Source organism: Lachnoanaerobaculum sanguinis, from assembly GCF_033242365.1.
Taxonomy (GTDB): domain Bacteria; phylum Bacillota; class Clostridia; order Lachnospirales; family Lachnospiraceae; genus Lachnoanaerobaculum; species Lachnoanaerobaculum sanguinis.
Window position 1 is genome coordinate 1 of sequence record NZ_BTHK01000018.1, and the last position, 15,046, is coordinate 15,046.

General features: G+C 34.6%; 16 protein-coding genes. All 16 read right to left on the reverse strand.

What is annotated here, in order from left to right:
* Positions 1-155 precede the first annotated feature (155 nt).
* Positions 156-1,064, reverse strand: coding sequence for an Rpn family recombination-promoting nuclease/putative transposase (locus SBH76_RS11045; protein ID WP_317977840.1), 909 nt, complete (start codon positions 1,062-1,064; stop codon positions 156-158).
* 512 nt (positions 1,065-1,576) lie between these two features.
* Positions 1,577-2,449, reverse strand: a complete 873-nt coding sequence (locus SBH76_RS11050) for an Rpn family recombination-promoting nuclease/putative transposase (RefSeq protein WP_317977841.1) — start codon at positions 2,447-2,449, stop codon at positions 1,577-1,579.
* Between the two features lie 464 nt (positions 2,450-2,913).
* Positions 2,914-3,240, reverse strand: coding sequence for a helix-turn-helix domain-containing protein (locus SBH76_RS11055; protein ID WP_290649711.1), 327 nt, complete (start codon positions 3,238-3,240; stop codon positions 2,914-2,916).
* Positions 3,241-3,467: 227 nt separating this feature from the next.
* Entirely contained in the window at positions 3,468-4,535 is a 1,068-nt protein-coding gene (locus SBH76_RS11060; protein WP_317977842.1) for an FMN-binding protein, read from the reverse strand.
* Positions 4,535-6,037, reverse strand: a complete 1,503-nt coding sequence (locus SBH76_RS11065) for a hemoblobin-interacting domain-containing protein (RefSeq protein ID WP_317977843.1) — start codon at positions 6,035-6,037, stop codon at positions 4,535-4,537. The genes SBH76_RS11060 and SBH76_RS11065 overlap by 1 nt, the downstream gene beginning before the upstream one ends.
* A 157-nt stretch (positions 6,038-6,194) precedes the next feature.
* Positions 6,195-6,659 (reverse strand): 8-oxo-dGTP diphosphatase, encoded by a 465-nt coding sequence (locus SBH76_RS11070; RefSeq protein WP_317977844.1) that lies wholly within the window; start codon positions 6,657-6,659, stop codon positions 6,195-6,197.
* Positions 6,660-6,732: 73 nt separating this feature from the next.
* Positions 6,733-6,981: a helix-turn-helix domain-containing protein gene (locus SBH76_RS11075; RefSeq protein ID WP_317977845.1), complete on the reverse strand. Its 249-nt coding sequence runs from the start codon at positions 6,979-6,981 to the stop codon at positions 6,733-6,735.
* A 42-nt stretch (positions 6,982-7,023) separates the two neighbouring features.
* Entirely contained in the window at positions 7,024-8,238 is a 1,215-nt protein-coding gene (locus SBH76_RS11080) for an RtcB family protein (RefSeq protein ID WP_317977846.1), read from the reverse strand.
* 351 nt (positions 8,239-8,589) lie between these two features.
* The gene (locus SBH76_RS11085; protein WP_317977847.1) at positions 8,590-9,222 is read right to left on the reverse strand and encodes a radical SAM protein; all 633 of its coding nucleotides are present in this window, start codon (positions 9,220-9,222) and stop codon (positions 8,590-8,592) included.
* Complete coding sequence (locus tag SBH76_RS11090; RefSeq protein WP_317977848.1) at positions 9,222-10,202, reverse strand: membrane receptor RagA; 981 nt, start codon at positions 10,200-10,202, stop codon at positions 9,222-9,224. The genes SBH76_RS11085 and SBH76_RS11090 overlap by 1 nt, the downstream gene beginning before the upstream one ends.
* A 3-nt stretch (positions 10,203-10,205) precedes the next feature.
* Entirely contained in the window at positions 10,206-11,108 is a 903-nt protein-coding gene (locus tag SBH76_RS11095; RefSeq protein ID WP_317977849.1) for an ATP-grasp domain-containing protein, read from the reverse strand.
* 109 nt (positions 11,109-11,217) lie between these two features.
* A complete protein-coding gene (locus SBH76_RS11100; protein WP_317977850.1) occupies positions 11,218-12,156 on the reverse strand; it encodes an ADP-ribosylglycohydrolase family protein in 939 nt (312 codons plus the stop codon).
* A gap of 57 nt (positions 12,157-12,213) precedes the next feature.
* Positions 12,214-12,999: an ATP-grasp domain-containing protein gene (locus SBH76_RS11105; protein WP_317977851.1), complete on the reverse strand. Its 786-nt coding sequence runs from the start codon at positions 12,997-12,999 to the stop codon at positions 12,214-12,216.
* A 114-nt stretch (positions 13,000-13,113) separates the two neighbouring features.
* Positions 13,114-13,752, reverse strand: coding sequence for a metal-dependent hydrolase (locus SBH76_RS11110; RefSeq protein ID WP_317977852.1), 639 nt, complete (start codon positions 13,750-13,752; stop codon positions 13,114-13,116).
* A gap of 15 nt (positions 13,753-13,767) precedes the next feature.
* A complete protein-coding gene (locus SBH76_RS11115) occupies positions 13,768-14,763 on the reverse strand; it encodes a hypothetical protein (RefSeq protein ID WP_317977853.1) in 996 nt (331 codons plus the stop codon).
* Between the two features lie 11 nt (positions 14,764-14,774).
* Entirely contained in the window at positions 14,775-15,044 is a 270-nt protein-coding gene (locus SBH76_RS11120) for a TIGR04076 family protein (RefSeq protein ID WP_007593869.1), read from the reverse strand.
* Between the last annotated feature and the right edge of the window lie 2 nt (positions 15,045-15,046).

The window sequence follows — 15,046 nt, forward strand, 5'->3', positions numbered from 1 at the left end:
TACATTATAACATGTAACGGAGAAAGATGGTTGTCGTTAGCCATCTTTTTTTATGCAAAAACTTAGGGAGGAGTGACTCGTTTTGAGTTACTCCTCCCTCTTTTATAGCTGCCATTTCCCGACAGCCCCTTTTTTGATCAATATATTTACTTTAATTAATCCCTTAAAAGATTGTACTTTTTTAAAAGCTCATTGCGATATCTCTTATCAGTATTGGCTTTTATTATCTTGTCCAGATCACCTTCCTTAGCCAATATTGTATTTAACCTGCTTATTAAATCGGCACCTTCTTCCCTACCTTTTTCTATTCCTTCTTCTCTGCCTCTTTCTATTCCTTTTTCTATCCCTCTTGCCTCAACTATATCCAATACTTCGCACATATTCACAACCTCCTTCGCATTTGCTTCGTCTATGATCTCCTCAAACCTTTTATCTCCTGTCATTGCAGACATAAGCATCAGTAATTCCTCTATATGGCCTATTGACCTCTTATCTGCAACATAATTCTTATTTACCCGCATTTGATACAAATAATCTGCAAGTATCCAAAAGTCACTTTTAAAAGAATCTATTGTTTCTCTGTCCAGATATGCTATCTCAAATAAATTGATTTTATAATCATTTACATATGGCTTAAGCTCTTCATCTATATCTAAAACCCCGAATAGATTCTTCGGGTATGTCCATTTTTTATCATAACCAAGATATAATACCAAGGTAATTACAGGGTATTTGCTTTCACCATTACATTCTTTTCTGACCTGTCTTGTATACTCCAATCCGTCATATCCCATTACTCTTAGCGGCATAAATTTATCCGAATTTGTCTGATTTTCTATTCCTAAAAGTGCTATATTTATCTGACTGTCTTTCCAATATTTTGCAACATCTCTGTCTTGAAACCTGACTCTTCCGTCTATTTTTAATGCACTGTCTGTAACGGCATCAAAAAGTGTTTCTTCCTCTACCACTTTCTTTCCGCCAAACAACAATACATTTACTATATCCGAAAAAACATCATTGTGTCTTTCAAGCATCTTTTGAGTTATATCTTTTTCTTGCATATCTGCTCCTTTATTATATCAGAGAATTATTTTTGATTCCATTGTCTTTAGAAGTTTTCAGAATTGATTTCAGAAGTATTAAATATAGCCGGGTATAATGCCCCTACCATCAAATACCCGGCTATGTATGGAAAATAGTCGGTGCACCGACATGTCATGATGTTTAGAACTTTGTAGAATTTTAGAAAATACAGATTAGAAAGCTGGCTTTCTATAGAAAAAAGATATCAAACCAAACATCATGTAAAAGGTTTGATGGTTCCATTATACTAACTAACACTATTTTAGCAATACCTGATACCACGTTCCGTTGTATTCCGATTAATTTGGGCGTATTAAATAAATTTATCTCATAAAACTGTGCATATGGACAATTTTCTTATGGTCACATTGCCATAAAAAACACATTGAATTTTTATAGTTCATCATACAAATTTAATATTTAAATACACATTATAAAAATCGCGTACCGAGTCGGTATCGCGATTTTTTGATCAATATATTTACTTTAATTAATCCCTTAAAAGATTGTACTTTTTTAAAAGCTCATTGCGATATCTCTTATCAGTATTGGCTTTTATTATCTTGTCCAGATCACCTTCCTTAGCCAATATTGTATTTAATCTGCTTATTAAATCGGCACCTTTTTCTATTCCTTTTTCTATCCCTCTTGCCTCAACTATATCCAATACTTCGCACATATTCACAACCTCCTTCTTATTTGCTTCATCAATAATATCTTCAAACCTTTTATCGCCTGTCATTGCAGACATAAGCATTAGTAATTCCTCTATATGGCCTATTGACCTCTTATCTGCAACATAATTCTTATTTACCCGCATTTGATACAAATAATCTGCAAGTATCCAAAAGTCACTTTTAAAAGAATCTATTGTTTCTCTGTCCAAATATGCTATCTCAAACAAATTAATCTTATAGTCATTTACATATGGCCTTAATTTCTCATCAACATCTATTATTCCAAGCAGATTTTTGGGGTACAACCATTTCTGTTCAAACCCCAGATATAATACTAAAGAGATTACAGGATATTTTTTCTTATCAATATTTTCAGTTCTTGACTGTTTACCATATTCCGTACCGTCATAGCTTATAACTCTAAACGGCATTAATTTATTGGGTGTTGTCTGATTTTCTATTCCTAAAAGTGCTATATTTATCTGACTGTCTTTCCAATATTTCGCAACATCTCTGTCTTGAAACCTGACTCTTCCGTCTATTTTTAATGCACTGTCCGTAACGGCATCAAAAAGTGTTTCTTCCTCTACCACTTTCTTACCACTAAACAACAATACATTTACTATATCAGAAAAAACATCATTGTGTCTTTCAAGCATCTTTTGGGTTATATCTTTTTCTTGCATATCTGCTCCTTTATTATATCAGAGAATTATTTTTGATTCCATTGTCTTTAGAAGTTTTCAGAATTGATTTCAGAAGTATTAAATATAGCCGGGTAAATGCCCCTACTATCAAATACCCGGCTATGTGTGGAAAATAGTCGGTGCACCGACATGTCATGATGTTTATAACTTTGTAGAATTTTTAGAATACGCAGATTAGAAAGCTAGCTTTCTATAAGAAAAAAGATATCAAACCAAACATCATGTAAAAGGTTTGATGGTTCCATTATACTAACTATCACCATATTGGCAATACCTGATACCACGTTCCGTTGTATTTTGATTAATTTCAGCATATTAAACAATGTCTTGCATATTAAACTATGCATCACGCCAAATATCATATGGTGATATTGCTATAAAAACAGCTTTGATTTTTTACACCTCCTCATTCAAATTTAATATTTTTCCAAGTAATTATCTTTTCAATCCTCATCCAGAATTGATAGAAATTCCAATAATTTCTTTAATTTGTAACTGTTTAACCTTTTAACTCTGGCTATTATGTTTGCTTTTATTTCATTACTTGCATTTTTTCTACTACCGGTACTTATATAATGGTCTATCTTATCTTCAAGCAGTTCTTCTACCGGTATATCAAATTTATCGCTTATCTTTTGTAGCACACTTAAACTTACATTTGAATTTTTACCTTCATACTTACATACCGTTTGCTGCTTGACTCCGATAATATCGCCAAATTCCTTTTGTGTCATTCCCCTGTGTAGCCTCAATTTACGTATACTGTTCATAGTCACTCCTCCTGTCTTCATGTACGTCTCTTCGGTATTTCGTTGAATAACTTATATAAAGTATACTATAATGTATAAATTATCACAATATTATAGCAGAAATTAATAATAAAGTTTATATTAACATTTTAATGTTTTTGTAAGATATATATATTTTACTGTAATATTTCTAAATATTTTATTACATAAAAAGACCCAAGTTCTCACTTGGGTCTTTTATAAATAGATTACTCCATTGCACTTTCAAGTGCTTTTCCTACTGCTTTGATTATTCCTTTAGAACTGTGTGTAGCACCACTTACAGTATCTACATCCAATGATTGTTTTTCTATTATTTCAGGAATTACATCCCTTGCATCTATTAAATACTCCTCATCATCCCCTGTATCAACTATATTTATTTCAGTGATTTCTCCATTGACAATAGTAACAGAAACCGTCATCTTTCCACTGTAACCTTTAGCACTTCCTTCATAAGTTCCGTCTTTATATGAGGCATCTGATGAAACCGTGGTTTGAGCGTTTTGCTCTTCCAGTGCTTCTTCTTCATGCTTTCCTGCCGCCCTAAATCCTAATACGGCAAGGACTGTGTAAATAATACAAATAATTGCAATGAAGAATACGCATAACACTCTTTGTTTCTTATACTTTATAGCTCTCAAAACAAGGTAAACTACATATATAACAGCATAAACTGTTAAATCAAATAGTGTCTCCAAATATCCGTTCAATATTGATATACTGAATATCATCGCTATATGCACAAACAGTAATCCATAGAATATATAGGACAGTTTTTGTAATGATTTCCACTTTTTAGGATTCATCCTTTTTCTGATAACCATAAATGAAGTTATTGTCAAAGGTATCAAAAGAATAATCATTATAAGTGAAAATACTGCCGCAAATATTCTCTGTGTATCCAATTCAGATATATTTGTAAAGAGATTTACAAAATAATACTGCCCATGTGATATATTGTGAATCAAGGTAAATAAAGCCGCAATAATTGCCATTTCACCTCTTGTACGTAGCAGTAATCCTCTCATTTTTGCAGCCGGACATACAGATGCTACCATAACAAGTATAAAGAGAGCACCTGCTAAGGTGCCTCTCGCCAATATATCATTTGCAATATAATCAACTACAAACGGCAAGCCTTTTTCAGGTGCAATTATAGTTAATATACTTATTAAAATCGTTGCAATATAAAAATATGTTGCATGTTTTTTTATAGGCTTTTCTAAAATTGCAAAAAAAGCCAATGCTACAATAAGACATGCGACCAATCTCATTATTTTGTTACCTCAATTGTTAAATCAGGATATCCGTCAGCCTTAAGAACAACTGTATATGTTCCTGCTTCTGCAAATACAGGCTCATCCTTACCGTCCGAACTGTATTTTGCATCCAAATTTATACTTCCATCTTCATTAAATGCAACTTTTCCAAACTTTCTACCCTTGCCGCCCTTATACTCTGTATCATTTACCTTTGCATAAGTAATAGCACTTATATAATCCTTTAGAGTAAGTCCTGCCTCATTTTCATCAAGTTTAAGAGCATTGTTCTCAAAGTGGAACTGTTCCGCATTCAAATTTGAATTTATAACAGCTGTGAAACTCAAATCAGCATATTTATCATTTGTAAATATAAACTGATACTTGCCGGGTACAATGTCCTTTGGAAGATTCAAAGTACCGTTATCTTCCTTTACGTTTGCTATATCAACATCTTTCTTCTTAGAAACCATTCTTCCGATACTGTACTTAGTATCATCTGAGGTTATTTCAAACTTAATCTGTGAGCCGTCCTTAGTATAATTAGCGCTCTCATCACCCTTAATGCTGTAGTTCTCAGGTGCCAAAAGCTTGCAGAACAAATCTGTATCTATCTCTATATCATCGGCATCCTTAAGTAAATATGTAATCTTTGAAATTGTCTGTCCCGGTAAATCCTGATAACGTATATATGCCTGTGCATTTCCATGATTCTCTGTAAACGGTGCTGCTGCAAATGCAAGTTCTTCAGGTGAAAGCCAGATATTCGCCAAATGTTCCATACCGTACTTCTTACCTTCTTTTGTTTCTATAACAACACCTTGAACATTGTCAACTTCAACTTCTAAGTCCTTTATGTCAATTTGATAATTTCCATAGTTTGAAGTAGTTGTAATTGTTGACTCCAAATCATTTTTAACAGTATTTCCAACTGTCTTTGAGAATGTACCGTCTGAGTTTAACACCTTATACTCTGCAGGTGTTTGATCTGTAGTCTCTTTAATTTCAGCTACAAATGTAAGAAGAGGGTTAGTTGACTCTTTTTTCTCCTCTATTGCCTTCTTAGCATCCTCATAAAGTGACTTGGAAATAGCGATATTTACATCTTTCACTCCTGAAATTGTTGATCCGTCACCAACAACTTCCGATACTACTGTTGTAAACTTTTCAACCTTTTTATTGGTTACAGAGCTTACAGCATCATAATTTCCGTCACTTCTGATATCTGCTGCCGCATCCGGAGCATCAAGCTTTGCTGTAAGCTTCTCAGGATTAGCCTCAGGCTCTACATTATTAATCTCTCCATAGTAGTAGTCAGCATACGGAATGCTTATCTTTGCATAAACGTAATTTTCATTACCGATATCAGTCTTACTCTCCTTGCTTACCTCTGACTGACTTTCGCTTTGTACCGAGCTGCTCTCAGCTGTAGTAGCTGTATCAGCTGCTTTTCCACAACCTGTTACCATCAATGCAAATGCTGCCGGTGCCAATATAGATAGATATCTTTTTTTCATATGTCCTCCATGAATATAAAATAAAATAATTGTTTATAACACTTCTCGTTAGTGCTGCCTAACTCAATTACACAGTATTACATAAAAAAATATATCTGTCAATTGTTTTTTATAAAAATCGATCCGGATAAATATCCGAATCAATTTTTAATGTATACTATCCAAGCAGTTCCCCTTTATATTTTCCGTTCTTAATTTTAAAGAAGAACTCACTGTATCTGTCAGAATCAAATATCTCCAATAACTCCTTCATATTCCAGATAAGGTTTACACTGTCTAAGTCTGACCGGTCAACCCAAAATACTCTTCCTTCCTCCGATGGCTTTAATTCACCGCTAAATTTATCAGTCTTATATAAGAGTACCAGATATCTTGTTCCGTCTTCCTGTATCCAATCTTTAAAACCGCAGGCTATAGGATTTTCAATAGTAAGTCCTGTCTCCTCTTTCATCTCCCTGATAACAGACTCAAGCAGTGACTCATCTTCTTCAACATGACCTCCCGGGAATACCAAACCATCAGTTCCTGTTTTCTCCTGAACCAAAACCTTGCTTCCGTCACAGATTAAGCACATATTTGTTAACTCTATTTCTGTTTTTCTACTCAATTTTTCAATTCCCATATATACCTCTCTTTTAAGCTATTCTAATATCTCGCATATACACAGTCAATTAAAATCGGTATATATTTAGGGTTTATGCACTTATTTGTGTATTATTTTCTACTATGATGATCTCATCCATAGAAACCTGAAATACTGCTGACAGTACTATCAAATTATCTATAGTCGGCATTGCACTGCCATGTTGCCATTTGTAAATAGCCTGTGGAGTGGCAAAACCGAATATGTCCTGCAATTCTCTCACACTAAGTCCTGACTCTTCTCTAAGTCTCAAAATATTTTTTCCTGTTGCTACCAAATCAATGGTAGGAAAAATAAACATAACTCTTCCTTTCCGCTTCCGGATAGTAAAGAGTTACTCTTTCTATTCAGAAGCCTTAAAATTATAAATTGGTTTCATTACCTCGATGATATCTACAGAGTCTTTTATCACATCTATAATATCCTCAAGTCTTTTATATGCCATTGGAGCCTCGTCCAATGTGTTTTCATTTATAGAAGTGGAATAGATTCCCTTCATTGTCTCTTTGTACTCATCTAAACTTAAGTTATTCTTTGCGGCAGTTCTTGACATAAGTCTTCCGGCTCCATGAGGTGCTGAATAATTCCAGTCAGGATTGCCCTTTCCAACCGCCAAAACACTTCCATCCCTCATATTTATAGGGATCAAAACCTTCTCACCGCTATGTGCCGCTATAGCACCTTTTCGTAAAATCATCTCACTCACATCAATATAGTTGTGTATAGTATGGAATGACTCAAGATTTTTCATCCCTGTCCTCTCAAGGATAATTTCTGCCATCAACTCGCAATTTCTTTTCGCAAAGTTTTGACAAATCTCAACATCATTTAAATACTCCTCCAAATATTTTCCTGAAACATAGCATAAATCATCAGGCATGCTTGTTTCCGACTCATACACATTCCAATGAAGTGCTTTTAGTGCGGCCTGAATCTCATTTTTTCTACCCTGCTCCTTATAAGTTCTTATGATCTCATCCCTTTTTTCAAAATAAGTATCATACCCTCTATCTAAGTTTGCCGCCAATCTCTGGTAATACTGTGCAACCTGCTTTCCAAGATTTCTTGATCCTGAATGTACTATCAAGTATTTGCATCCGTCACTTGCCTCATCAATCTCAATAAAGTGATTTCCACCTCCCAATGTACCAAGTGAACGCTCAAGCCTTCCTGAATCTCTCAAATATCTGAAGCAGTTTAACTTTGTTAAATCAAAGTGCTCCTGTCTGCCCTCCCATACATTCATTCCTGATGGAATATAATGAGTAGCCTCATCTACTTTTTCAAAATCTATTTCCACTTTTCCAAGTTTTACCGTGTACATTCCGCATCCGATATCCACTCCGACTATATTTGGAACCGCCTTATCCTTTATAGTCATTGTAGTACCTATAGTACATCCTTTTCCGGCATGAACATCAGGCATTATACGAATTTTTGATCCTTCCGTTATCACATAATCGCACATTCTTCTTATCTGCTCTATTGCCTCATCCTCTACAACCTTTGCATAACATACTGCTGTATTTACTCTACCTTTTATTTCAATTCTATCCATATCTTCTCCTTTACATCAAAAAAACCGCCTACCCATTTAGAGTAAGCGGCCTCAAAAACATTTATCTAATATCAGCATAGTATCTACCTATGCCTATAATTATACAAACAATTTTCTCGTACTTGACCTATCTCCAATGAGTGCATTAAAACAAAGCCCTTCCTAGACGCCATACTAAGGAGTGCGTTATCAAAGCGTTCAATATTTAAATAGTCAAAACGATTCATTGTTCTCATGTCTTTTCCTTTCCGGGCACAATCCGCCCAATTTCTTTATCGATAGAATAACACAGTAAAGTGCTTTTGTCATTATACTATAAGTATAAAAAGTGCTCTAAATCTTACAATTTAATTACCGGCTTGTAGTCTTTCTATACGAAAACACTTCAGGTTCCACTCCGATATTATCTCTAATCCACTGTACGGAATATTCAATATCATTTGAGGTATTATAATCAGGTATCTTGGGAATCCTTATATGAATCTTATCCTTTGACACTTTATTTCTAAGCTTCAACAAATTTTCAATCATATTTTTATTGTCTGTTTTTGTATAGCTCTTATAAATATCATTATTTATATCCTTTATATCAATAATCCATTCATCCATATCATACAATACCGGCTTTAAGTAATCCCAAGGAACATTTAATGAGGTTTCTATTCTTTTTGCCCATCTTTGGTCTGCCATAGTACAAACCTTATGAATATACTTTGATTGCAGTAGAGGCTCCCCACCACCAAAAACAACACCTCCTCCACTCATTAAATAATAAATATCATCCTTCTTTAAAACATCTATCAGCTCCTGCACGCTGAAGGCTGCATTAGGAACTGTTCCAAAAACTGTTTTACTTTTATGACAAAAATCATTTATACAATATTTACAGTAGAGAGGACAATCAAAAAATACAACCAAAGTAGATATACCTCTTCCATCTGTGCCCATTCTGAGCCTTGAAACAGATAAAATATCTCCGACCATCACTCTACCTCCTCCGGATTAAGAATAGGAATTCTTTGCTTCTCTTTTGGAATCTCTGAAAGCTTCTTACTTAAATACTCAGCTTCTTCCTCACATTTTTCGCAGGTTCCTGCACATGCACCCACATATCTGCACTCCTCAGAATAAAATTCTATACTATTCATCTGAGCTAATTTATATCTGTATTCACGAAGTAAATTGCAAATTTTCTTCCCGTCTATTCTGGCTACCTGTCTGTGTATTATATCCCTTTTATATTTGTCACTCCTTTGGCACTCAGGAATATCTACCATACCCTCAATTAAATACATATTATCTGTATACCTATTTTTATCTGACAGGTATTCAGTACTTTTTAATATAGACTCATCAACCGATATTTTACCAAGTGGAATATACGTTTTTGATGCCAAATCAAAGTAGGATTCATTTTCCAATTTACTTATACCATCTATTACAATCGGAAAAATCTCCTCAAAGTAATTTTGGACATCTTCTAAAAGATTACCAAAATTCTTATAGTCATTCTTCAAGTATTCCTGAGTGTCTATATAGCAAATTGATTTTACACCTGATAAATCTGAAAGCATTTCCTTATGGGTTTTCATCCTTGCCTTTCCTTCAATACTCCAGGGTGGACTTGCCCAAAGGTGAATATTCATATGATGCCTTCTGTTTTTTATAATATGGTATGGATATAAACTGTCCGGATCGCCATCTGTTAAAAATAATATATCATCTTCAGATTGTAACATGTTATAAAGTTCATCTGCCACATCTTCTAAATCATTATAAACTCTACTGCCAACCCCCATACTCATACCAAGGCCAACTGATTTTCTCGGACAGATAAAGCACTCATATTCATCTGTAACCTTACTCCCGTGAAGACAGACCACTAACACTAAGTCCTTATAATTTTTTAATATAGGATTTCCATAATGCCATAATATACCGCTATCTGTTATTACTATTTTCATTTCTTATTTCCCCTGATTTTGAAAAGCACCATAAAATTCATATTCATCCATTTGCTGTAACCCTGATACCTGACCGTCTCCCATTTCCATTACTATAAGATTGCCGTCAGTTTTTCTTGCAAAGTCAATGGTTATAAAGCTGCTTTCTATCTTACTTATTATAGATTCAATCAGAGTATATTCATCTTCGGTTATATTTAATTCTCCACTGTCATCCCAATAATTATCGGCAATCAATATTTCACCCTTGAAAACAAATATTCTGTATTCTTCTGAAATAGGCATACCGCTCTCTTTATGATTTCCTATAGATTTCAGACTTTCAAACTTTCGAAGTACAACCCCACCTTCAAGATTACTGCCTTGTCGGTTAATAAAATTATTGATTACTCTCTCCATATTTTCCTTGTCACGTATATCTTTTATAAAACAGGCATCATACCACTCATGTTTTCTACTTTTTACATAGTCTTTGATAATGAATGCCCCCTCTAATCCGTCTGTAAGTCTTAATGCATCTTCTATATTCTTTGACTCACTCCAAATACTAAAGGGAGTAGAACTTTCAAAGTCTTTGTACCATCCGGGTAAAAGATGATATTTTGCATACTCTTTTGGAGTATTTATAAGCTGTATTCCTCTTTCAAGCAGCAGATTATAAAAGTTTTCATACATATTTGGTGACATCATCCATCCCCTATATATTGTCAAACCTTTAATATCTTCACCATAAAGCGACAGTTTCCCAACTTCCAAGTCTTCATAACTAAATAATGCACAGGAATGATTCAAGCCTGCCGCTTGATATTCTTCCATATAATCCTCATCCACGCTCTTTTTATTCAACGGGTAACTGCAAAAAATAAAGTTTAAATTTTTAGCTGTCTCTAAATTTTCTTTCCTCATATATACTCCCTAAACAACTCCTGTTTTTATTATCTTTAGTATAAACAAAAAGCTGTACATTAAAAATGCCGGCATTACCATGCCGACATTAAATTCCAATATCTACTTATCAATTTAACAAACTGTCAATCAGGTCTCTTTTTTGTAGTTTAGATTTCCATTTCTCAGGTATATTACCATAGCCGTAATAAAGCCCTGCAAGTCCACCTGTTATGGCTGCTACAGTATCAGTATCATCACCCAGATTTACAGCTTTTAAAATAACTTCCTCATAAGATGATGTATTTATCAAACACCATATCGCAGCCTCCAGTGTATACACTACATAACCTGTACTTTTTATCCGGTCTTCAGACACATCTTTAAATTCTGAAAGTGAAATGAGTCTGTCATAATTGTCAAGCTCACTCTTAGTACTTTCACTATAATACTTAAATGCATTGTCTACTCCTTGCTGTAGCCTTTCTGTTAATTCTCCGTCTTTATCTAAAATAGCTTTTACTAAAAAATAATATATCCCACAGGCTATTTTACTTCTTAGATGTGCATGTGTCAGAGCTGAACAATTATGTATAATATCTATCGCTTCATTATCAGGCAACTTCAAATTTTTTTGCTGTTCAAATATGTAAAGACATACAGGTAGAATTCTCATAAGTGAACCGTTACCGTTATCCCACTCCGTTTCACCTCCGGATTGCAGAGGATCGGCTCCGGTACTGTATTTCATAATAGCTCTTGAAGTTGCAATACCGATATCAAACACATTATCAAAAGGTGTATACTCCCCATTCATACACCAATCTTGGAATCTATCCATTATATCCTTATAATCAATTTTACCCTTATCCCTGATACTTGCAAGGGTTGCAATCGCCATGCTGCTGTCATCCGACCATGTACCCTCAGGCTGATTGTATGTGCCATATCCTCTCATATCTATTACAGGATCAAGTTTTCTATCTTCTCTTGAACTAAACTCCACAGGTACTCCCATTGCATCTGCAACTATCAAACCATACATCCCTGATTTCCAAATATTATCCATTAATTCTCCTATACTCCCGGTAAAACTTATTCAATTTCTTGTATTTCTTATATTAAATTAAAAGTGATACTCATCCTTTACGCCTAATATCTGACTCCATCTTGCAGAAATAAGCTTAGCATAGAAAACACTTGCAAGCCCGTAGCATCCAAGTGAATAAGCATCATTTATCTCTACCAACAATGTTTGACCGTCTTTTGTAACACATATGTCCAAACTACAGGCCATCGGTCTTTCCTTCCAGCTGATAAATGCCTCCATCATAGAATCCAAAGCTTTAAAATCATAATGGTATCTATAACTTTTTCTGCTTCTGTCCAATAATAAACCATATGGTCTGACGTCAACTATCTCATCATAGATTATAAAACATCTCCATTCCGCACATATGTCCAAAGGCTCACTTACAAGTACATCATAATCTTCAGAATAGTTCCCGCAGCCGACAAGGTCAGATATACTGCTTATTATTTTTCCTGTAAATGCTTTGCTTCTTACAGGCTTAACAAAATAACCGGCTGACCATTTTTCTTCACTTCTTGAAATACTGTTTATTGTGTCCTTCCAGACTTTTCTTCCAAGAAATTTATACATTACTTTTGGATAATCAGGTATACTTGGTTCAATACCGAATTTTGAGAATATACTGTTGCATTGATCTATATAATCCAGAACAATATCTTCTCTATTTACTCTGTCATAAATTTCAGTAATTTTATGATAGGGAATTATCTCCGCTCCCAGCTCTCTAAAACCATACATGGCATTTGCAATATTTACACTGTGAGGAATTTCTATTTTCATTTCATTGTCAAATTTTGTCTTTAAATAAACTTTTCCCATAATCCCACCTTTTTATACTATTTTATATTATATAAACACACAAGATAACCTTCAATATACTTGCAATATAAAAAATGTCCTGAATTCTAAAACAGGACATTAGATACATATATTTTATCTTTGTAATAAACCGCTTATATTAATTAGAATAAAAAGTACAGGCCTTGAAGTCAGTATTAATATCAATACAAGTAAATTAGATATGTGAAAAAGTAATTTATTTACTAATCCGTTTGATGAGCACATTCGTAAGGCAAATCCCTTGCCGATAGGCCAAAAAAGCTTCTCACGCTTTCCATTGAGTGCGTCGATAACCATATGTGAAATAAAACCTATACTAAAATATGGAGCCACATCAGGAAAAATCATGTATACAAAAAATCCAAGCCCAAGTAATGCCGATATTGAATGCATAAATGATCTATGTGGCTGTTTCATTCCAAAAATACATATACACAAAAACGCTAATATTCCGGTAATAATTCTTGCAATATTGCTGTCCGCCATCAGTCTGTCATATATACCAACGTGGAAAATGACATCTGCAATTACTATTCCGGCAACAGTTCCAACAGCCAACCCTATAATGCGATCCACCTTATTGTAGGCACCTGATGTTCCTACATCTATATCACTGATAATACCTCCAAATCCTGCTACAGCTGTTCCTGCCACGAGCATTGTTATACTCTGTGGCCTGCAGAGTGCAAGCCCTGCCACCATACCTACAGAAAAATGTGTCTTCCCCAGCATCCTTTACCTTTCTTACTATCTCCTACCCGCTTCAAGTATTTGTTTTACAAGTAAATCTATCTCACAGTTTTCTTCTGCAATATTTTCTTTTTGCCAATCCGAAATATTACTTATAACATTACAATTCTCTGAACTTAGCGGTAAATGCTTTATCGAATGATTTAAAACTGCTAACAAAATTTCTTTAGGGTTTTCTATATTGGAAATACCAAGTACAGGTCCCTCATCAAGCATTGCATCCACAATCGATAAAACGCCTTCAAGCTCCTCATAAGTAAGTCTATCTTTTTTAAGTATTGCTTCCACATCTGCCTTTTTATAGCAATCCCATCCCGAGTAAGCCGGCATAACATCATTTGATACAGCACCTGTCAAAAGCCAATACTTTATCTCTTCCGTATCCGGTTCAATATAGTGAACTGCATGCACTTTACCCCATCCGTTTACAGACTTCGCAATATTCATTATTTCAGTATTGCCATTTTCCCAGTTTCTCATTATAAAAACCGAATATAATGTAAACTCATCCGACAGACCAAGAGTCCTTACCATACCCTTTACTTCTTCGCTTTGCCCAAACAATTCCTGAATCATCATTCCGGCTTTAACACATTCAATATTTGCAGACTGAGTCATCAAATGTAGGGAGTATATATAAAATTTATCCTCTATTTCATCCTTGCGGGCAAGTATACAATCTTGAAGTTCATCTATAAAATTCACTACTCTTATACGTTCACAAAGCTTTTCAAACACAGAATCCGCCTGATCATAATCACCTGTATTAGCAAGCGTAATAACTGTATTTATCTCTTCTATGTCTTTTTGTGTAATATCTGCCGCCCCCATATGATAGACACATATTCCGTCCTTCGCACCGTCTATATACTTAAGACCTTCTTCATCATTTGGTAACGAAAAATCTTTTCCCAGAGTTATTATATCATCGTCTTTAAATTCAGTTTGCCTCAGGCGATCTGCTATAATTTCAAATATAGGCTTTTTATTCATACTCTCTCCTTCTATTTTTCCATTTCAGCCTTAAAAACCAAAATAACATCCGCATCTGAACAACAAAACTCAGCACATCCCTCAGGCTGTCCCGGTAAGCTGCCTCCATATCTTAGAATATCTATATATGGAAAGGCACAGTGCATTGCCATAGGGCAAATCTTTCCCCTATCCTCATCATAATCAAATACTTCTCCGACATGATGTCCTCTGTGACACCCCATCTTTCCCCTACGATCTGTAATAGTTATTTTTATTTTTGGACGTTTTCCTCTATTCATTC

Bases quoted from the DNA above. Each gene is read 5' to 3' on its own strand.
- SBH76_RS11090 (WP_317977848.1), bottom strand. From the start codon at position 10,202: ATGAAAATAGTAATAACAGATAGCGGTATATTATGGCATTATGGAAAT.
- SBH76_RS11085 (WP_317977847.1), bottom strand. From the start codon at position 9,222: ATGGTCGGAGATATTTTATCTGTTTCAAGGCTCAGAATGGGCACAGAT.
- SBH76_RS11110 (WP_317977852.1), bottom strand. From the start codon at position 13,752: ATGCTGGGGAAGACACATTTTTCTGTAGGTATGGTGGCAGGGCTTGCA.
- SBH76_RS11115 (WP_317977853.1), bottom strand. From the start codon at position 14,763: ATGAATAAAAAGCCTATATTTGAAATTATAGCAGATCGCCTGAGGCAA.
- SBH76_RS11060 (WP_317977842.1), bottom strand. From the start codon at position 4,535: ATGAGATTGGTCGCATGTCTTATTGTAGCATTGGCTTTTTTTGCAATT.
- SBH76_RS11065 (WP_317977843.1), bottom strand. From the start codon at position 6,037: ATGAAAAAAAGATATCTATCTATATTGGCACCGGCAGCATTTGCATTG.
- SBH76_RS11120 (WP_007593869.1), bottom strand. From the start codon at position 15,044: ATGAATAGAGGAAAACGTCCAAAAATAAAAATAACTATTACAGATCGT.
- SBH76_RS11055 (WP_290649711.1), bottom strand. From the start codon at position 3,240: ATGAACAGTATACGTAAATTGAGGCTACACAGGGGAATGACACAAAAG.
- SBH76_RS11105 (WP_317977851.1), bottom strand. From the start codon at position 12,999: ATGGGAAAAGTTTATTTAAAGACAAAATTTGACAATGAAATGAAAATA.
- SBH76_RS11075 (WP_317977845.1), bottom strand. From the start codon at position 6,981: ATGTTTATTTTTCCTACCATTGATTTGGTAGCAACAGGAAAAAATATT.
- SBH76_RS11050 (WP_317977841.1), bottom strand. From the start codon at position 2,449: ATGCAAGAAAAAGATATAACCCAAAAGATGCTTGAAAGACACAATGAT.
- SBH76_RS11045 (WP_317977840.1), bottom strand. From the start codon at position 1,064: ATGCAAGAAAAAGATATAACTCAAAAGATGCTTGAAAGACACAATGAT.
- SBH76_RS11095 (WP_317977849.1), bottom strand. From the start codon at position 11,108: ATGAGGAAAGAAAATTTAGAGACAGCTAAAAATTTAAACTTTATTTTT.
- SBH76_RS11080 (WP_317977846.1), bottom strand. From the start codon at position 8,238: ATGGATAGAATTGAAATAAAAGGTAGAGTAAATACAGCAGTATGTTAT.
- SBH76_RS11100 (WP_317977850.1), bottom strand. From the start codon at position 12,156: ATGGATAATATTTGGAAATCAGGGATGTATGGTTTGATAGTTGCAGAT.
- SBH76_RS11070 (WP_317977844.1), bottom strand. From the start codon at position 6,659: ATGGGAATTGAAAAATTGAGTAGAAAAACAGAAATAGAGTTAACAAAT.